Origin of the sequence: Pedobacter lithocola, assembly GCF_042650845.1 — a bacterium.
GTDB classification, from domain to species: Bacteria; Bacteroidota; Bacteroidia; order Sphingobacteriales; family Sphingobacteriaceae; genus Pedobacter; species Pedobacter lithocola.
Genome location: NZ_JBHSBW010000001.1, coordinates 129,401 through 149,371, shown reverse-complemented (window position 1 = coordinate 149,371; position 19,971 = coordinate 129,401). Strand labels below are relative to the sequence as shown.

The 19,971-nt window shown below is 34.7% G+C and carries 16 protein-coding genes; 8 read left to right on the top strand and 8 right to left on the bottom strand.

What is annotated here, in order from left to right:
* Positions 1–320: 320 nt before the first annotated feature.
* The 4 genes from ACFOWA_RS00610 to surE all read right to left on the bottom strand — a co-directional run bounded on the left by ACFOWA_RS00610 (position 321) and on the right by surE (position 3,804).
* Positions 321–1,325 (bottom strand): LacI family DNA-binding transcriptional regulator, encoded by a 1,005-nt coding sequence (locus ACFOWA_RS00610; RefSeq protein WP_378980807.1) that lies wholly within the window; start codon positions 1,323–1,325, stop codon positions 321–323.
* Between the two features lie 88 nt (positions 1,326–1,413).
* On the bottom strand, positions 1,414–2,520 hold the full coding sequence (gene lpxB / locus ACFOWA_RS00605) for a lipid-A-disaccharide synthase (protein WP_378980806.1): 1,107 nt from the start codon (positions 2,518–2,520) through the stop codon (positions 1,414–1,416).
* Positions 2,521–2,682: 162 nt separating this feature from the next.
* On the bottom strand, positions 2,683–2,955 hold the full coding sequence (locus ACFOWA_RS00600) for a stationary phase survival protein SurE (protein WP_378980804.1): 273 nt from the start codon (positions 2,953–2,955) through the stop codon (positions 2,683–2,685).
* A gap of 9 nt (positions 2,956–2,964) precedes the next feature.
* Positions 2,965–3,804 carry a 5'/3'-nucleotidase SurE gene (gene surE / locus ACFOWA_RS00595; protein WP_378980802.1) on the bottom strand — a complete coding sequence of 280 codons (840 nt, stop codon included), beginning with the start codon at positions 3,802–3,804 and terminating at the stop codon, positions 2,965–2,967.
* 256 nt (positions 3,805–4,060) lie between these two features.
* Here surE and ACFOWA_RS00590 point away from each other — a divergent pair, with 256 nt between their 5' ends.
* The gene (locus tag ACFOWA_RS00590) at positions 4,061–6,991 is read left to right on the top strand and encodes a M16 family metallopeptidase (RefSeq protein WP_378980800.1); all 2,931 of its coding nucleotides are present in this window, start codon (positions 4,061–4,063) and stop codon (positions 6,989–6,991) included.
* Positions 6,992–7,588: 597 nt separating this feature from the next.
* On the opposite strand, the gene ACFOWA_RS00585 is transcribed toward ACFOWA_RS00590, so the two are convergent.
* The 3 genes from ACFOWA_RS00585 to ACFOWA_RS00575 form a co-directional block, all read right to left on the bottom strand.
* Positions 7,589–9,307 (bottom strand): hypothetical protein, encoded by a 1,719-nt coding sequence (locus tag ACFOWA_RS00585; RefSeq protein WP_378980798.1) that lies wholly within the window; start codon positions 9,305–9,307, stop codon positions 7,589–7,591.
* Positions 9,308–9,347: 40 nt separating this feature from the next.
* Positions 9,348–10,400, bottom strand: a complete 1,053-nt coding sequence (locus tag ACFOWA_RS00580; protein ID WP_378980796.1) for a glycoside hydrolase family 130 protein — start codon at positions 10,398–10,400, stop codon at positions 9,348–9,350.
* Between the two features lie 71 nt (positions 10,401–10,471).
* Positions 10,472–10,657 (bottom strand): CsbD family protein, encoded by a 186-nt coding sequence (locus tag ACFOWA_RS00575; RefSeq protein WP_109926271.1) that lies wholly within the window; start codon positions 10,655–10,657, stop codon positions 10,472–10,474.
* Positions 10,658–10,856: 199 nt separating this feature from the next.
* On the opposite strand from ACFOWA_RS00575, the gene ACFOWA_RS00570 reads away from it, so the two are divergent.
* Positions 10,857–13,952 carry a SusC/RagA family TonB-linked outer membrane protein gene (locus ACFOWA_RS00570; protein ID WP_378980794.1) on the top strand — a complete coding sequence of 1,032 codons (3,096 nt, stop codon included), beginning with the start codon at positions 10,857–10,859 and terminating at the stop codon, positions 13,950–13,952.
* A gap of 17 nt (positions 13,953–13,969) precedes the next feature.
* The gene (locus ACFOWA_RS00565; RefSeq protein ID WP_378980792.1) at positions 13,970–15,334 is read left to right on the top strand and encodes a RagB/SusD family nutrient uptake outer membrane protein; all 1,365 of its coding nucleotides are present in this window, start codon (positions 13,970–13,972) and stop codon (positions 15,332–15,334) included.
* Between the two features lie 70 nt (positions 15,335–15,404).
* On the opposite strand, the gene acs is transcribed toward ACFOWA_RS00565, so the two are convergent.
* Entirely contained in the window at positions 15,405–17,300 is a 1,896-nt protein-coding gene (gene acs / locus ACFOWA_RS00560) for an acetate--CoA ligase (RefSeq protein WP_378980790.1), read from the bottom strand.
* 132 nt (positions 17,301–17,432) lie between these two features.
* Between acs and ACFOWA_RS00555 the strand changes: the two genes are divergently transcribed.
* From ACFOWA_RS00555 to ftsY, 5 genes are all read left to right on the top strand, one after another.
* The gene (locus ACFOWA_RS00555; protein ID WP_378980788.1) at positions 17,433–17,918 is read left to right on the top strand and encodes a hypothetical protein; all 486 of its coding nucleotides are present in this window, start codon (positions 17,433–17,435) and stop codon (positions 17,916–17,918) included.
* Positions 17,919–18,012: 94 nt separating this feature from the next.
* Positions 18,013–18,246 carry a 50S ribosomal protein L28 gene (gene rpmB / locus ACFOWA_RS00550; protein WP_025145121.1) on the top strand — a complete coding sequence of 78 codons (234 nt, stop codon included), beginning with the start codon at positions 18,013–18,015 and terminating at the stop codon, positions 18,244–18,246.
* Positions 18,247–18,290: 44 nt separating this feature from the next.
* Positions 18,291–18,473, top strand: coding sequence for a 50S ribosomal protein L33 (gene rpmG / locus ACFOWA_RS00545; RefSeq protein WP_010599807.1), 183 nt, complete (start codon positions 18,291–18,293; stop codon positions 18,471–18,473).
* A gap of 83 nt (positions 18,474–18,556) precedes the next feature.
* Positions 18,557–18,712 (top strand): DUF4295 domain-containing protein, encoded by a 156-nt coding sequence (locus ACFOWA_RS00540; RefSeq protein WP_010599808.1) that lies wholly within the window; start codon positions 18,557–18,559, stop codon positions 18,710–18,712.
* Between the two features lie 162 nt (positions 18,713–18,874).
* The gene (gene ftsY, locus ACFOWA_RS00535) at positions 18,875–19,837 is read left to right on the top strand and encodes a signal recognition particle-docking protein FtsY (RefSeq protein WP_378980786.1); all 963 of its coding nucleotides are present in this window, start codon (positions 18,875–18,877) and stop codon (positions 19,835–19,837) included.
* Positions 19,838–19,971 lie beyond the last annotated feature (134 nt).

Below are 19,971 nucleotides of genomic sequence, written 5' to 3'. Positions count from 1 at the left end.
AGTTTTGTATTACTCTATTTTACCTTATTTAAATGCTCTGATAACATTTAAATCGATTTACTAAACGACAAAAGCTTATCGCCTTTTGTTAATTTTTACTGAATTTTTATGTTGATTCTTATTGTGAACGCAAGGATTCGGCAGATAACCGTAAATGATTAAAATACATATTTAACATACAGCTAGGGTACTGCGAAAGTCTCATAAATAAATTTGGTTACAGTAAAACGTTTTACTACATCAATATTAGATATTATTTTATTTAATAAAACGATTTAGTCGTAAAAATAACGTTACACAAACAAAGATTATAGAATTGATTAATCTCTAATTATAAGTTTGGCTGGAATAATAACTTGTTGGTTGGGAAGTTTTGTTTTTGATGATAACTGACTTAATATCAATTTAATAACTGTTTCGGCAATATCTTCTAATGGTTGTTGCACAGTTGAAATACCGGGAGTATGCAATTCAAATGCCTCATGGTCATCATATGCAATTACAGAAAAATCAGAACCAATTATCTTCTTTATTTGTTTCAGCACTTTTAACCCACTAATGGCTAAGTAATTGGTTGCGAAAAGTACCGCATCTATTTTTTGAGTATTAAATAGATTTTTGATTTGATTTATGGTTGTTTCCTCATCCTGATTGAAATGGATTTTAAGTACCAAGTCCTCATTATAAGCCAAACCATTATCAATCAGGGCTTTCTTATAACCGTCAAAACGTTCAGTTATCTGTTCAACATCAATATCTGTAGTAACTAAAGCAATATTTTTTTTTCCTTGTTCTATAAAACTTTCTATAGATTGGTATGAAGCATTAAAATGATTTGCCCCGACATAGTTAACATCAACATCAGCTAAATTTCTATCAAACAAAATAACCGGTTTATCATCGCTCAACAGCATTTTAATATCTTCTTCAATACCTTTAATGGGAGAGATAATATAAGCATCAACCTTGCGGGTTTTGAACATATTTATCAGTTCCTGAGCTTTTTCTACGCTATTTTCTGTGCTCGAATAAATGATTTTATAACCTCGTTTGTATGCTTTGTCTTCTATCAGCCTTGCAATTTTAGCAAAAAAGGAATTGGATATATCTTCTACTATTAAACCAATGATGTTAGAATTTCCTGTCCTTAAACTTCTGGCAATTTGATTCGGTTTATAACCGCTTTCTTGTATAATCTTTTCAACCTTCTCAATTACAGCCTCACTAATAGATTTCTCTTTTGCTTTACCATTTATAATAAAGGATACGGTTGTAATAGAAACATTTGCCTTAACGGCGATGTCTTTAATGGAGAGGGCTTTCATCGTACGGATTAAATATTTATGAACAAAGTCAAAACTAACTAAAAAATCGAGATTTATGATACCGTCCCATTTCTACGGTGTTTATGATTTAAGCTTTTAAATAATTTAGTATAAGTTTTGCCGTTTTCGCCGATGCTCCAGGTTTCCCCATAAGTGCTAACAAGCCATCGTAGTTGGCTAACATTTCTGCCCTGCTTTTGCCATCTACAATCAAAGCCAACTCTGCATTTACCTTTTGAGTACTGCAATCTTCTTGAATTAGCTCAGTTACTATTTTTTTATTTACGATAAGATTTACCAAGGAGATAAATTTTATTTTAACCAACATCCTGGCAATGGCAATTGAAACTGCCCCGCCTTTGTAAACCACAACTTGAGGCACTTTAAATAAAGCGGTTTCTAATGTAGCGGTACCCGATGCAACGATGGCTGCATGCGCATTATGAAGCAAATTGTAAGTATTATCAAACAATAGCTTAACTTTTTTTTCGCCTATAAATTGCTGGTAATAGTTTTCGCTAAAGGTTGGTGCCGCAGCAATTGCGAATTCATAATCAGGAAAGCTTTCTGTAATGCTTAACATTACTGGTAACAAACGTTCTATTTCCTGCTTTCTGCTTCCGGGTAATAATGCAATGATTTTATCTTCGCCAAAATGATTATTTTCTCTGAATTTATCATCTCGTATGAATTGGTCGATTTCATCCAACAAAGGATTACCTACGTAATCTACATCCATTCCCCATTCCTTGTAAAAATCGACTTCGAATGGTAAAATGCAGAACATATGGTCTACAACCTTCTTAATTTTAAGTACTCGTTTTTGATTCCATGCCCAAACTTTTGGAGAAATGTAATAGCAAACTTTAATACCGTTAGCTTTTGCAAATGCTGCAATTTTTAAATTAAAACCCGGAAAATCTATCAAGATAATAACATCAGGTTTCCAATCGACAATATCGTTTTTGCAGGCACTTAAGTTTTTATAAATGGTTTGGAGGTTTAAAAGCACTTCGGTAAAACCCATAAATGCCATATCTGCGTAATGCTTAACCAACTGACCACCTTCGGCTTGCATTTTATTACCACCAAAAAACCTGAAAACAGCATCGCTATCTTCTGCCTTTATTGCCTTCATTAAATTGGCGCCATGTAAATCGCCTGATGCTTCTCCTGCTACGAGGTAATATTTCATAATTGATGGAAAATGTTTTATGGAAGATGTGTTATGGTAGATTGAAGATGGTAGATGGATAATGGAAATTAGTAAATGGAAAACAGGATATATTTATTAGCTTGTAGTTAACATCATCCATTTTACATATTACATTTTCCATCCTAAAATACCTTTTCCAACTTAAAAAACTTTATAATAGAAAAAAATGAATGCGCATACAAACGTTGCGGCTAATATTCCTCTACCAATATTTTCTTTATAGTGCTTAAAAAAATATTGCATGCTATAAGCATTTATAGCAATGGCGCCGATATATAATAAATCGGCTTTTGCCAGATAAAACACATGATTTATAATGTACCAAACAATTACAGAAAGTATAGCAGGAACTAATAAACCAATCGCCAAACCTATCCAAACAGAATCTTTAAATTTACTTATTTGTTCAATCATTGGTTTTAATTAGCCTAAGTTTAAACTATCAGGGGCGTTGATGTTTTTCTTCTCTTTTGCCATTGATTTCTCCTCATTAAAACTCCATCCATTTAAAATTGGAATGGCATGATGGGCTGTTAAATCGAACTGAACTGGCACAACCGACGCATAATTATGTTCAAGCGCCCAAACATCGGTATCTTCCCCTTTATCAAAATTTTGGAAAACACCCGTTAACCAATAATATGGTCTTTTATACGGGTCGGTTCTTTCTTCAAATTCTTCAGCCCATTTTGCATTTGCCTGGCGACAGATTTTTATGCCTTTAATGTTATTGCCTTTTGGGAAATTTACATTTAACAAGGTTGCTTCAGGTAAACCATGCTCTAAAACCTGCTCGCAAATGGTTTTAATGTATTTTTTGCAATGACTAAAATCTGCATCCTGTGCAAAATCATCTAAAGAGAATCCTACTGAAGGAATTTTTTCAATCGCACCTTCTACAGCGGCAGACATCGTTCCTGAATAAATTACATTGATTGAATTATTTAAACCATGGTTGATACCTGAAACACACAAATCAGGTTTTTTACCTTTAAAAATTTTATTAACTGCAATTTTAACGCAATCTACCGGTGTACCGCTGCATTTATACATCTCAACACCTGTATACAAATCTACCTTATCAAAACGAATGGGTTTGCCAATGGTAATTGCATGGCCCATTCCGCTCTGCGGACTATCAGGTGCGACTACAACCACATTTCCAAGTTCCTGCATAACTTCCATTAGGTTTTTAATTCCTGTAGCCGTTATACCATCATCATTAACCACCAAAATATTCGGTTTTGTATTTTGCTTTGTCATTCGGTAAAAATACAGATTATCATATAAATTAATTTAGAGAACTCTTTAAAAACAAATAATATAAGGTATAAGATTCAATGATGATTGAGTTATGCTATGCAAACCCGATACAAACAACATCTAAAAAATAATTTCATTCAATACAATAATCCATATATATTTGGGTAAATAACTTATTACATGCGATTTGTACCTGTAAATCATCCCAAACCTTTTTACATCTACATGCTCGTTGCCACAAACCAAACTCAATTAAATGAAATTTAAACTATTTACACTAGCCTGTTTACTGGTTACGGGTTTGCTTGTAAAAGCGCAAACCTACCAATGGAAAACAGGTAATTCTGGAGGTTACACCTATAAATATGTAACCAACGACCCATCTTCTAGCCGTTTTTACACCTTAAAAAATGGCTTGACGGTAATTCTATCGCCAAATAACAAAGAGCCAAACATTCAATTTCGCATGAGTGTTAGAGCCGGTAGCAATACCGACCCAAAAAATGCCACAGGTTTAGCGCATTATTTAGAGCATCTTTTATTTAAAGGAACCGATAAATTTGGAACAGTAGATTGGGCAAAAGAAAAACCTTATCTCGATAAAATTGATGCACTTTACGAAAAGTACAATAAAACAACAGATGCAGCTCAGCGTAAAGAAATTTACAAAGAAATAGATAAAACTTCTGGCGAAGCATCGAATTTTTCTATCGCAAACGAGTACGATAAAATGATGTCGGGTATTGGCGGTAATTCTTCAAATGCACATACCTGGTACGAAGAAACCGTTTACAACGAAGATTTTCCTTCAAACGCAACCGATAAGTTTTTAGCCATCCAGGGCGAACGTTTTCGGAAACCCATTTTCCGTATTTTTCATACAGAATTAGAAGCTGTTTACGAAGAGAAAAACCGTGGTTTGGATAATGACCCAAATAAATTGGATGAAGCAATGATGGCATTGTTGTTTCCAACGCACAACTACGGGCAGCAAACCACAATCGGTACAATTGAGCATTTGAAAAACCCATCACTTGTAGAAATAAGAAATTATTACAACAAGTATTATGTGCCAAATAATATGGCAGCAATTTTTACAGGCGATTTTAATCCTGATGAAATGATAAAAAAGGTGGATAAAACCTTCAGTTTTATGGTTGCAAAACCTGTAACACTTTACAATCCTACTCCCGAAAAACCATTAACCAAAATACAAAAAGTTGATGTGTACGGACCAAGTGCAGAAATGGTAGAGATTTATTACCGTGGTTATGCCGAAAACACACAAAACAGCATTATGCTTAATTTAATTAAAAGCATTTTGTTTAACGGTAAAGCTGGTTTAATCGATATCAACTTAAATAAGCAGCAAAAAACACAACGCTCAAGCGCAAGCTATCAGCAGATGAAAGATTACGGTGTGTTCAATTTATCAGGGCAACCTCGTCAGGGTCAGTCTTTAGAACAGGTTTCTAAATTATTACTAGAGCAAATAGACCTTTTAAAACAAGGAAAATTTGACGATGAACTTTTAAAAGCCATTGTAGCAAACCAAAAGCTTAATTTTTTACAAGCTTTTGATAGCAATAATAATAGAGCTGAAAATTTATCGAACGAATTTATTTTAAACCGAGGAACCAAATGGGATAAAAGCTTAAGCGAAATTGAAGCAACAGCTAAAATCACAAAAACACAGGTAATTGCTTTCGCAAATATTTACTTTAAAGATGATTACGTTATTGGTTATAAACACAAAGGCGAAGACAAAAATATTGTAAAAGTAGAAAAACCAACCATTACGCCAATTAATGCTAATGGAAGCCTAACTTCTCCTTTTGTAAAAAATGTTTTAGATGCGCCTACTAAACCAATGGAACCAAAATTTTTAGATTACAAGAAAGACATCATCACTGGTAAAGTTGGTATCGCTGATGTTTTAACCACAAAAAACACAGAAAATTCTATTTTCAGAATGACGTATAGGTTTAACCACGGAGCAAATAACTACAAGTTATTGCCTTATGCCGCTGGTTACCTGCCATTTTTAAGTACCGATAAATATTCTGCAGAAGATATTAGCAAAGCATTTTACAATATCGCCTGTACTTATAGTTTAAACGTTGGTACTGAAGTAACTACAATTAATATAAGTGGCTTACAAGAAAATTTTGATAAAGCAGTAAGCTTAGTTGAACATATTTTTGCTAATGTTAAACCTAACGAAAAAGCATTAGCTGATTTAAAAACAACAATTTTAAAAAGCAGGGAAAATAACAAATTAAATAAAGGCCAAATTATGGTTGGTTTAACCTCTTACGCACAGTACGGAAGTGTGAATCCTTACAACAACGTTCTTTCTAACGAAGAAGTTAAAAACATGAAGGCCGAAGATTTAATTTATCTTTTGAAAAACCTTAGCAATTACGAGCATGTGGTTACTTATTATGGACCGAAAGATGTAACAGCTTTTACATCAGAGTTGAAAAAAGAACATTTGCTTCCAACCGAATTTACACCGGCAGCACCTGCCAAAGTTTATAATTACACCGCTCAAGATACTAACAAAGTATATTTTGCTAATTATGATATGGTTCAATCAGAAATTCGCTGGTTAAGAAATACAGGTCTATACAATAAAGCAGATAGAGCAAATATTGAGGTGTTTAATAATTATTTCGGTGGTGGAATGGGGTCAATTGTTTTCCAAACCATTAGAGAATCAAAAGCGCTTGCTTACTCAACTTATGCTACCTACCAATCGCCAGATAAAGCAGACAGACAATACAGCATGATTGCTTATGTTGGTAGCCAGGCCGATAAAATGACAGATGCAGTTAATGGAATGAACGAATTGTTAAATGTTTTGCCGCAAAGCGATAAATCTTTTGATGGTGCGAAAGCTAATGTTTTAACTTATTTAGAATCGAATAGAGTTACTAAGGATGGCATTTTTCAATATTATTTTGCGGATAAAAAACTGGGTTATGATTATGATTCGAGGATTGATTTATACAGCGCATTAAAGCCAATTACTTTTACTGATATCAAAAATTTCCACGACCAAAAGGTAGCCAATAAACCATATACTTATTTAATTGTAGCATCTGATAAAAAAGTTAAATTAGAGGATATGCAAAAATTTGGTAACGTAACTACTTTAACTTTAGAACAAATTTTTGGGTATTAAAAATATAGAATTTAGAAGGTAAAAAAACCTAAAATATTAAACTTATAGAGCAGCTTTCTTAAACAGAAAGCTGCTTTTTTCCTTTAGTCGAAACTTAATAACTTGAGTTCGATTCTTGCTCTTAATGTTTTACTGTTTTATCGCAGTATTGCTTATACCAAACGTCTTGCTGAATTTATTTCAGCATCTTTCCTGCAAATAAGACCCTGAAATAAATTCAAGGTGACGTGAACCAAAAAAAACGGCTTATTAATAGTGTGAAGGAAAATTCATAAAATTTTAGAATTTAAGCTAACAGTTTTTGGAAATGAACGTTCAGTATTTTATCGGGGTCTGGAGTCCTGCCATTCGCTTTAGCCCTCGTAGAAAAAAACTCTGGGCTGTCGCTCCTGTCAGGTTTAAAAACAATGGAAATTATAAGTAAACAATAACTATACATTGCAATACTGATCTTTTCTTGCCCATTGCTGTCTGCACCATGTATACTTCTCTGGAGGGGGCAATGGGGAGGATTTTATAATAACCAGAGTTTGAATCTTAAACTTAATATTTTACTATTTTATCCCTGTATTGCTTATACAACACGTCTTGCTGAATTTATTTCCTTTGATAGTCAATTATTACTCCATTAGCCAATACATCTTTATTGCTTTTGGTTATTTTGCTATTTGATGGTGTTTCAACAATTAGCACCGAATTTCTTTTTCCGATTTTTATTTTGGTTGTTGTAGTAACATTCCTAGCAACAAATTTTTGCTCAACGGCATCGTATAAATCTACTTTTTTATTGCCTTTAATTTTATAGATGATGTTTTTATCCTCCAGATATGGATTGTAAATTAAGTACGTTGGGTAAGCTTTGCTTCGATAGAAATCTGTTGCAAGAACATCTAATTTTAAGATTCCATTTACATTAGTTTTGGCTACAATTGCACCGAAAATACCAACGTGTCCGCTTCCATAAACACTAAATTGTGATACTTCAGGATTTTTTCCTGGCACCCATTTTGGTCCATCGCCTTGTGCAACAGGCCCAATCCTATCTTGATAAAGTGTATCAAAAGTTGATGTTTTGGCAAAACCTTCGTAAGCAATAACACCTTTGGTAACCGAAGCAAACTGAGGTATTGTTTGTCTGTTCGCTGGCATGTATTGAGGATAAAAAAACCTTGATGCATTTACGGCATTTAGCACCCATTTACCAATCGCATTGGCGTAGGCAGGTTTGTATCGCACCAATGGTACAAGCGGCCAAGCTGCATCAAAAGTATTCATCAAAAAACCATAACCACCATGATCTATGTTACTACCAACCACACCCGAAATATCATAACCATTCCAATTTCCGGTTAAAACGCCCCAACCCTCGCGACATACAGCTGTGCCATCGAACGTCCAACCTAATAGTTTTTCAACATCAAAATTGGTTCCTTGTTCTACATTCATCCTTGCAGCCAAGTAAGCGCCGAAAGGCATCAGCAATTCGTAGGTTGGGTTTATTTTATTTGCTTCCAAAGCTGTCATTGCACTTATGGCACCCCTTAAATATCGGTCATCACCAAACTTTTTATAAGCTGCATACAAAACCCAAGCATGTCCTGCAGCAGCATCTTGTTGAGCACAAATTTGATTTTTCATCGGTTTCATTTGTGCATAATCAAAATACGAATAGTTGTAATTACCATTCAAAATAGAATCAGCCTTGCAGAATTTTTCTGCAATACTTTTGGCAATCCAATCAAAATCCTTTTCATTTGGATATTGTTCACAAATGGCATAAAACAGAACATTTGGATAAACATCATACCACCAATCTCTACCGTATCCTCCACCTAAAAGAGCAACTTCTGGTGCCGTATTATTCATCATAATATTCCATTTGGTATCGCTGTTGAAATAATTTTTCAACATGGCAACATAATTCATATTGCCTTGTTTGCTTTTATCGATTCCGATTAAAGTTGCACCTAAAACAGAACCCATATTAGCTAAAGCTTCATGAAACATACCTTTGTTGTTTTGCGGTCCTTGCCGAACATCGCCAATTGCGGTGTAAATTCCCATTACCGGTTGAGGGAAATTTTTATTTGTACTATCCAACCAAACCAAAGGCCAATATTTGCCTTTAGCATTAAAATCGTAAACCGTTTTATCAAAATTTTGAGCCATTAATTTCCAATCGATAATTTGCAGTGGTTGAGGAAGACCAGCCATCGCCTCTACTCGATTAAGCTTTAATTGCTTAACCTGTGCTTGCGTTAAAATGCAAACAAACATAAATGCTATTGGAAGAATCAACTTTAAACGAAAACTCATAATTATTTATATTTATTGGTTAGCGATAGGCAAGCACAAATTAATTTAGTGGTATCAGTTTGGATAATATTTCCTGAATCGAAAATTTAGCGCCACACACAAACTCATCTGCAGCACCATAGTAAATAGTCAATTCATCGCCATTTATTAGGTGGCCGTTTGTAAAAACTACTTGTCCAAAGAAACCATGCAGCTCATATTCATCTAACGACTGCATTATTGGTTCATCAGTTTGAGCCAACACAATTGATGGATTGTCTAAATCCATCAAAAATGCACCTAAACCATATTGATTTTCTGCATTAGCCCCATGGTAAATTTCAAGCCAACCTTTTTCTGTTTTAATTGGCGCTGCACCTGCACCAACACGTTCACTATCCCATTTATTTTTTCGTGTTTTTATAATACACTTATGATTTCCCCAGTAAATACCATCTAAAGATTCTGCTATCCAAATGTAGTTACCACCCAAGCTTACGCTACTTGGGCGATGTAATGCATAAAATTTACCATTAATTTTCTCCTCAAAAATTGCACAATCTTTATTATGAGGCGGTAATATCATTCCATGTTTCTGAAAGTTTTTCCAATCCGATGTAGTTCTCAATCCAACGCCAACCCCATGTTCTGAAACAGCAGTATAAGTTAAATAAAAAACACCATCAATTAAGGCAACCCTGCAATCTTCAATGCCAAAAATTTCATCTAAACCTTCGCCTTGTAATAAAGGGAAACCTTCTGGCTCATAAAAATTAAATCCATCATCACTACAAACCAACCGAAGATGTGATAGTGTTGTTAAATAATCAAATCCTTTGTAGTTAATTACCCGAGGATCTGTAGCATTTAAATCATTATCATTCTCTTCAATTTCCAGAATATCAATTCCTGTTGTTGTTAAAATTGGAAAAGAGATTATGCCATTTTTTTGTTTTGGTCGTTCTGCTACGCGAATAAGCAACCATGTTTTATCCTCAAATCTAAAAACTCCGGGATTTAAAAGACAAGCAATTTCTAAACCATCATGACTTGGAGTTAAATCTTTAGGTGATAAAATTGGATTTTGAGTAAATCTTTGAGCAATGTCGGCCATACAAATTGTTTTTAAACAAAAACAGGCAATCATGTTTGATTGCCTGCTCCTTTTTATATTTTAAAATTTATTTACAATGAATTAATCCACTTCACTAATTCATCTCTTCCTTTACCTGTTTTTTGTTGCAGTTTCCCTAATAATTCATCATCCTGACCTTCTTCATGTTTCAAATCATCGTCAGTTAATTCAGCATAGGCTTGTTTTACTTTGCCTTTTATCTCATTCCATTTGCCTTTTAATTCTAACTTATCCATGTTGCTATCGTTTTATATGTTTTACTATTTGCTTTTGTTATTAATTAACAGATAACAATTACATATTGTTTCACACACAATAAAATTCTTTCATATGCTAAAAAATAATATCCATCATTATTTTTTAGCTATTATTTGTGTTACATTTAAATTTCATTCCTATTTAAAGTAAAACATTATTAACTAAAATTAAAATTTGATGAAAAAACTACTACTAAGTTTCTTTTTATCTTTTTGTGTAATTTCATTTGTTTTTGCACAAGAGAAAGTGATTACCGGAAAGGTAACTACTCCAAATGCTGAACCAATTCCTGGTGCCAGTATATCCGTAAAAGGTTCGCCATCAATTGGCACACAAACAGATGCAGCAGGGATGTACCGTTTATCGGTTCCTGCCAATACAAAAACCGTAATTGTAAGTTTTATTGGTTACACCAGTAAAGAGGTTGCTATTACCGGTACTACTGTTAATGTAAGTTTAGCTGAAGAAAATACAACCCTAACAGACGTAGTTGTTGTAGGTTACGGAACACAGTCAAAGCGTGATTTAAAAGGCTCACAATCATCAGTAAGTGCTAAAGATTTAGAAAACCTTCCGGTAACTTCATTCGAACAAGCTTTACAGGGTAAAGCCGCTGGCGTGTCAATTTCTGCACAAAACGGTAAGCTTGGTCAAGGCATTACGGTACGTGTTAGGGGTGCTGCTTCGGTTACAGCAGGTAGCGAACCACTTTATATCGTTGATGGAATTCCTATTACTTCGGGTGATTTTTCTGGTACTACTGCACCAACAAGTGCTTTAGCAGATTTAAACACGAATGATATCGAATCTATCGAAGTATTAAAAGATGCATCAGCTTCGGCAATTTATGGTGCAAGAGCATCAAATGGTGTTGTTTTAATTACCACAAAACAAGGTAAAGTTGGCAAGAGTGTAATTTCATTTGGTGCATTGGCTGGTGTAAGTAGTCCATCAAACCATAGAGAATTTTTAAATGCCGAGCAATACGTGCAACTTATGCGTAGAGCGGGTGAAGGTGCTGCTAATCAAGATTTTTTAAATGGAGATTACGCTACTTTAGCAGAAGCAGTTGCCGATTATAGAACGATTGTAGAAAATAGATTAACCAGATATTCTGCCGGAAATACCGATTACCAAACCTATAAAGTAAATACTAACTGGGAGAGAGAATCATTTCAGGATAATCCAATTACCCAACAATATGATTTAAATGTTACTGGTGGTAACGAAAAAACTAAATTTTACATTGGTGGCCAGGCATTAGATCAAGAAGGTATTATAGTTGGAAACAGTTATAAGCGCTACAGTGGCAGATTGAATTTAACCAATAAGGTAACCGATTTTATTGAACTTGGGGTTAATTTAAATTTCTCCAATAGTATTAATAACAGGTTATCAAACGATAATGCTTTTTCTAGTCCGTTACAATCAGTTGCATTATCACCAATTACACCATTTATCGACCCACGTTCGGGCTTAATTAGTGGTACGCTTCCTGGTGCAGCTACAAACTATCCAGTATATTATAATCCATTTATTGGAATAGAAAATGCTGCATACAAGGCTACTGTTTACCGTACCATTGGTAAAGCTTTCGCAAATGTTAATATCGCTAAAGGTTTAAAGTTTACTTCTGAATTCTCGATTGATAATTTAAATCAAAATGAAGAAGCCTACTATGGTTCATTAACCTTTAGAAATACAGGTACAGCAAACGGTGATGGCGTAAATATTTCTACGTTTGTTATCAATGCAAACACAAACAACTTTTTTAGTTACAAAACCAATTTTGGTGAAAAAAGTGTATTTGATGCTGTGTTAGGAACAAGTTATCAAAAATCAACTACAAAATATAGTACAATAGAAGGTCAGGATTTTCCAAGTGATTCTTACATTAAATTAGGAAGTGCCGCTACAAAAGTTACTGCATCAAGTAATGAAGGTGCTTTTAGTTTTCTATCGTATTTTTTAAGAGCTAATTATAAATACAATGATAGATATTTAGTTGGCTTTAGCGTAAGAGCAGATGGTTCATCACGTTTTGGTGAGAATGAAAAATATGGTTATTTCCCTGCTGGTTCATTGGCGTGGATTGCATCTGAAGAAGATTTCTTAAAAAGCAGCGAAACCATAAGCTTATTAAAATTGAGAGCAAGTTATGGTTTAACAGGTAACGCAGAAATTGGTAACTATTCTGCCCGCGGTTTATTTAGCGGAACAGGTGCTTATGGTGGTTTGGCTGGTCAAATCCCTTCGCAGATTGCAAATCCTGATTTAACATGGGAAAAAACAACGCAATTAGATTTAGGTTTAGATTTAGGAATCCTTAAAAACAGGGTTTCTGCCACTTTTGATTACTATCAGAAAAAAACTACAGAATTGTTATTGAATGTTCCAATTCCTCAAACTACAGGTTTTGCAACTAAAACACAGAATTTGGGTAAACTAACCAACACAGGTTATGAATTAGGTATAAACACAGAAAATTTTGTAGGTGCCTTTAAATGGTCTACCGCAATAACAGCTGCAATTAACAACAATAAAATAACCGATTTAGGTGGACAAGTTTTAAATACGAATGAGATTAATGCAGCTATTGCTGGGCAACCTATTGGTGTATTTTACTTGCCTGAGTATGCTGGTGTTGATGCAGCAAATGGTGATGCTATTTATTACAAAAATTCAGTTAATGCAGATGGAAGCATCGATAGAAGCACAACGAATGATATTAATGAAGCTCAAAGAATATTTGCCGGTAACCCTAATCCAAAATATACATTTGGTATAAACAATTCATTCTCTTTCAAAAATTTTGATTTAGGTGTGTTTTTTCAAGGTGTATCTGGAAATAAAATTTTTAACGCAGGTGGTCAGTACATGAGTACAAGTGGTTCTAATGGCTACGATAACCAAACAGCAGACCAAATGACTTACTGGAACAAACCAGGCGATATCACTCAGGTTCCTGAGCCACGGTTAGGTTATGGTAATGGTATTGGCAACTCAACCAGGTATTTATCTGATGGTAAATATCTTCGTTTAAAAACTTTAACATTAGGATATACATTTACACCAACTGTTTTAAGCAAGCTTAAATTAAGTAAATTAAGGTTATATGCTACTGCACAAAACTTGGCAACTATTACAGGTTACAAAGGTTGGGATCCGGAGGTTAACGCAGATTATCAATCAACCAACATCAATCAAGGTGTAGATTTTTATTCAGCGCCACAACCAAGAGTAATATCATTTGGTATAAACATCGGACTATAATTTAACAGATATTCATTATGAAAAAGACATATATATATAATTTAATATTTGCATCGATGCTTTTAGCCGCAGCATCATCATGCAAAAAAGCTTTGGAAATAAATCCCGTTGATACGATTGAACAAAGCAATGCACTTTTAACCTCGAAAGATGTAGAGGTTGCCTTAGTTGGGGCATACGCCGAGTTTGGAAGTAGAAATTTTTATGGAGGTCGCCCTTTTTTAATGGCCGATTTTTTAGCCAACACCAACGCCATCCAGTGGTTTGGTACTTATGAAGAGTTAACGCAAACCATAAATAAAAGAATTTTAAAAACAAACACCTTTGTAAATAATGTTTGGGCTGATGGTTACACCGCAATTAACGATGCAAACAATGTAATTTCTGCTATTGCTAAAGTTGATGCAGCAAAAAAGAATAAAGTAGAAGGTGAAGCCAAATTTATAAGAGGCGCATCTTACTTCGAATTGGTAAGGTTATTTGGTAAAGCATATAACGATGGTAGCCCAACTACAAACCTTGGCGTACCTGTTGTTTTAACGCCAACTACCGCAGTTACCGAAGCTAGTTATGTGAGCAGAGCTACTGTTGCAGCAGTTTATACACAAGTTATTGCAGACTTAACTGATGCAGAAGCAAAGCTACCAGCTACGAATGGATTTTTTGCAACAAAATCATCTGCTGCTGGTATGTTAGCTAGAGTGTATTTACAAATGGGCAATTATGCGGCAGCAGCAGCAGCGGCAAATAGAGTTATCACATCAAACAACTACTCGTTAAATGCAGCCTTTATTGATGCTTTTCCAGCAATGGGTTCTAGTCCTGGTGTTAATTCATCAGAAGATATTTTTGCTGTCCAAGTAACTACGTTAACAGGTTTTAATGGTTTTAACGAGTTCTATGGTTCATCTACTTATGGAGGTAGAGGAGATGCAATTATTTCTCAAAGCTGGGTTAACTCAACCTATGCTGCAAATGATGATCGCATTAATGCTTTTTATGATGATGGCGATTTATTTACATCAAAATATGCAAACTTATACGGAAATGTTCCGGTTATGCGCTTACCAGAAATGTACTTGATTAGAGCTGAAGCCAATGTTCGTTTAGCACCAGCTGCACCAGTTGGAGGCAGAACACCTTTACAGGATTTAGCTGTTGTTAGAAGCAGAGCTGGTTTAACAACTACAACAGCAACTTTAGCAGATATTTTAAACGAAAGAAAACTTGAGTTGGCTTTTGAAGGCTTTGCACTTCACGATGCGAAAAGAACACAAACAAACATTGGTTCTATCGCGTGGAATGCAAACGAACTGGTATTTCCAATTCCTCAAAGAGAGATGGATGCAAATAAAAACTTAGTACAAAATGCAGGTTACTAAAATTTAATTATTAAACAAAAAATGCCTTCCAGATTTTGGAAGGCATTTTTTATTATATCCAACTTGAACATTATTGGTTCTTTGTTGCCTCTATAATCTCATCAACAACTGCTGGGTCTAACAAAGTTGAAGTATCACCTAAATTAGCAGTATCACCTTCGGCAATTTTCCTTAAAATACGCCTCATAATTTTACCAGAACGTGTTTTTGGCAAACCAGAAACAAACAAAATTTTATCGGGTTTTGCAATGGCACCAATTACTCTTGTAACCGTTTGCAAAATATCTTTCTTGGTTAGTTCCGCCTCTCCATGCATTTCCGGATTAATAACAAAAGCATAAATTCCTTGTCCTTTAACATCATGTGGGTAACCTACTACAGCACTTTCTATAACACCGGCATGCATATTAATGGCATTTTCTACTTCGGCAGTTCCAATTCTATGTCCTGATACGTTTAATACATCATCTACCCTACCTGTAATTCTATAGTATCCATCTTCATCACGCAAGCAACCATCGCCTGTAAAATACAAGTTTTCATATGTAGCAAAATAGGTTTGTCTGCAGCGCTCATGGTCGCCATAAGTGGTGCGTAGCATGCCTGGCCAAGGGAATTTTATACATAAATTTCCACTTACACCATTGCCTTCAATTTCCTTTCCACTTTCATCAACTAAAATCGGTTGAATACCGGGAAGTGGTAAAGTTGCAAAACTTGGCTTTGTTGGTGTAACAGTTGCAATTGGAGAAATCATAATTCCACCGGTTTCGGTTTGCCACCAGGTATCAACTATTGGTGCTTTACCGTGACCAATTTTTTCATCAAACCAATGCCATGCCTCTTCGTTAATTGGTTCTCCTACCGAACCTAAAACGCGTATAGAGCTTAAATCTTTTCCATTCAGTGGTTCTTCGCCAAAACTCATCAGCGAACGGATAGCAGTAGGTGCTGTGTATAATGTATTTACATTGTGTTTTTCTACGATATCCCAAAAACGAGATGGATTTGGATAAGTTGGAATTCCTTCGAATAATACAGAGGTTGCTCCTTGCGAAAGCGGGCCGTAAACGATGTACGAATGCCCCGTAATCCAACCAATATCTGCGGTACAAAAATAAACTTCTCCAGGCTTGTAATTAAATACGTTGGTAAAAGTATAGCCTGCATAAACCATGTAACCGCCACAAGTGTGCACAACACCTTTTGGTTTTCCTGTAGAACCAGATGTGTAAAGGATAAATAGCATATCTTCCGCATCCATTTCTTCGGCTTCGCAAATATGATTAACGTGCTTTACTTCATCTTCCCACCAAACATCTCTACCTTTAAGCATGGAAACAGGTGTACGAACATGGGTTAAAACAATACATTTCTCTACAGTCGGGCAGCCGATTAAAGCATCATCAATTACATCTTTTAATGGTATTTGCTTATTTCCACGGTAAGCTCCATCAGCAGTAATTACCAATTTACACTGCGAATCGTTAATTCTATCGGCTATTGATTTTGCAGAAAAGCCACCAAAAATAACGGAATGTACGGCGCCAATTCTTGCACAAGCTAAAACTGCAATAGCCAGTTCAGGTACCATTGGCATATAAATACAAATGCGGTCGCCTTTCTTTGCGCCATTTCGTTTTAAAACATTTGCAAAGCGACAAACACTTTCATGAAGCATTTTATAAGTTAATGTAACGCTTTCTTCTTCAGGGTTATTGGGTTCCCAGATGATTGCGGGCTTATCTCCATCGGAAGCTAAATGCCTATCTAAACAATTTTCGGTAATGTTTAATTTTGCGCCTTCAAACCACTTTATGTTAGGTTCTGAAAAATCCCACGAAAGTACTTTATACCAAGGTTTACGCCATTGAAAATTTTGTGCAACTTCGCCCCAAAACTGTTCGGGGTTATCTACACTTTTATTATAATCTGCTTCGTATTGCTCTAGAGATGTAATTTGCATTTTGCTCGTTATATATATTGAATAGTATCGGCTAATTTAAATAAATATTGATGGATTTAAATAAATCATAAGTATTAAAAACAATAGAGATACATTTGAAGAAGATGATATAAAAAACTATTTTTGAGAATGATGAAAAAAATAAACTTCCTTATACTGATTTTTTTTCTAGCAATTTCATTGAACTCTTTTTCTTCGAAAAAACAATCGTTTACTAAAATTGACACACTAAAAAAAACGGATCAGTTTATTCTCTTTAATAAAACAGCCAATATTGGAGATGTTTTTTTTAGTAAGAATAAAAAATCGACTGAGCCTGTATTATATTTCAAGATAGGCTATACAGCAGATCAAACAAATTCTAACGCGATAAAAACCGCAGTTCAAGGCGGCCAACAGTACGGAGAAGCAAACCGACCAAGTATTACCGAAGTGAAAATATTGATGGGTAAATATCGTGAAATGAAAGCAGAAACAGCTTCAAAAACCGCTAGCTTATATACCCTAACTGAAATAGAATTCCCCTTGCATTTGCAAGTAAAAATTTTGAACGAAACCGTTGAGTTTGAACTTTTACAGCCCGGTAAATGGACCATTGATTTAAATTTAAAAAAATAAACCTTACACTATTGCTGTTTACAAATATTTTTCAGATATTTGCACACTCTTAAAAAAATTAAGCGGACGATATTAACAACTATATTTACAAGTCATGTCAAGAGTTTGTGATTTAACAGGAAAAAAAGCAATGGTAGGTAACAACGTTTCTCACTCAAACGTTAAAACCAAACGCAAATTTTACCCAAACCTACAACTTCAGAAATTTTATATTCCTGAAGAAAACCGTTGGATTACGTTGAAAGTTTCTACTTCAGCGATTAAAACCATCAATAAAGTTGGTATTAGCGAAGCGATTAATCGTTTTGTAAAAAAAGGATTTTTGTAAAAAACATTAACTGTTGAGATTAACAGTTTTCAATTTATATTAAAATGGCAAAAAAAGGTAACAGAGTTCAGGTTATTTTAGAATGTACTGAACATAAAGAAAGTGGCATGCCGGGTATGTCTAGATATATTTCTACCAAAAACCGTAAAAACACTACAGAAAGATTAGAATTGAAAAAATTCAATCCTGTATTGAGAAAAGTAACCGTACACAAAGAAATTAAATAAGGTTTATGGTTTTAAGGTAGAAGGTTTAGGGTGCGTAACCCCCGTTCTATCAATCTATCATTTAATCATTAAAATACAAGAAAATGGCAAAGAAAGTAGTTGCAACCCTTAAAACAGGTACAGGTAAAGAATATTCGAAAGTAATTACAATGGTAAAATCTCCAAAAACTGGTGCTTACTCATTCAAAGAACTTATCGTACATAACGACCACGTAAAAGATGCTATCGCATCTAAATAAGGTTAATATTTTTAATTGAAAATATTAAAGGCCGTTCCGTATTTATCGGGAGGGCTTTTTTTGTTATATAAAAATACGCTGCAGAATATTTGGTTACCTTTGTACCAGTAACAAAATAACCGCTTTAACACCTACCGAATTTTTAGCAAAATATAAACACTAATGGGCTTATTCGATTTTTTCAAAAAAAAAGAAAATGCACCTGAAGCTCAGGAAGCTTTAGATAAAGGTTTAGAGAAAACCAAAGATGGTTTTTTTAATAAAATTACTAAAGCAGTTGCAGGAAAATCTTCTGTTGATGATGAAGTACTTGATAATTTAGAGGAAGTACTCGTAACATCTGATGTTGGTGTAAGTACAACCTTAAAAATTATTAAACGTATTGAGGAACGTGTATCAAAAGATAAATACTTAAATACATCCGAACTAAATTTCCTTCTTCGTGATGAAATTCAACTGCTTTTATCAGAAAACAACAGCAACGATTTCCGTCAGTTTGAATATGGCGAACACAAGCCTTACGTAATAATGGTTGTTGGGGTTAACGGCGTAGGTAAAACTACAACCATTGGTAAACTTGCGCATAAATTAAAAGATGCCAATCTTAAAGTTGTTTTAGGTGCTGCCGATACCTTTCGTGCCGCAGCGGTTGACCAATTAAAACTTTGGGGTGAACGTGTTGGCGTTCGTGTTGTTGCTCAGCCTATGGGTTCTGATCCTGCCTCTGTTGCATTTGATACATTACAATCTGCAGTAGCCAATGGCGAGGATGTGGTAATTATTGATACTGCTGGTCGTTTACACAATAAAGTTGGTTTAATGAACGAACTTGGTAAAATTAAACAGGTAATGCAAAAAGTTGTTCCAAATGCGCCGCATGAAATATTACTTGTGCTTGATGCATCTACAGGGCAAAATGCTTTTGAGCAGTGTAAACAATTTACGGAAGCAACTGATGTAAATGCTTTAGCCATTACAAAATTGGATGGCACAGCAAAAGGTGGTGTGGTTATAGGCATTTCAGACCAGTTTAAAATACCTGTTAAATATATTGGCGTTGGCGAGAAAATAGGCGATTTACAGCTTTTTGACAAGAAAGAGTTTGTGAATAGTTTGTTTAAATAGTCTTTAAAAAAAGTCAAATTTCTCTCAGCCGTTATGCTGAATTTATTTCAGCATATTTTATATATGAGACCCTGAAATAAATTCATGGTGACGACCATTATAATATGATAATCAATAGCAGATTAGTGTAAAAG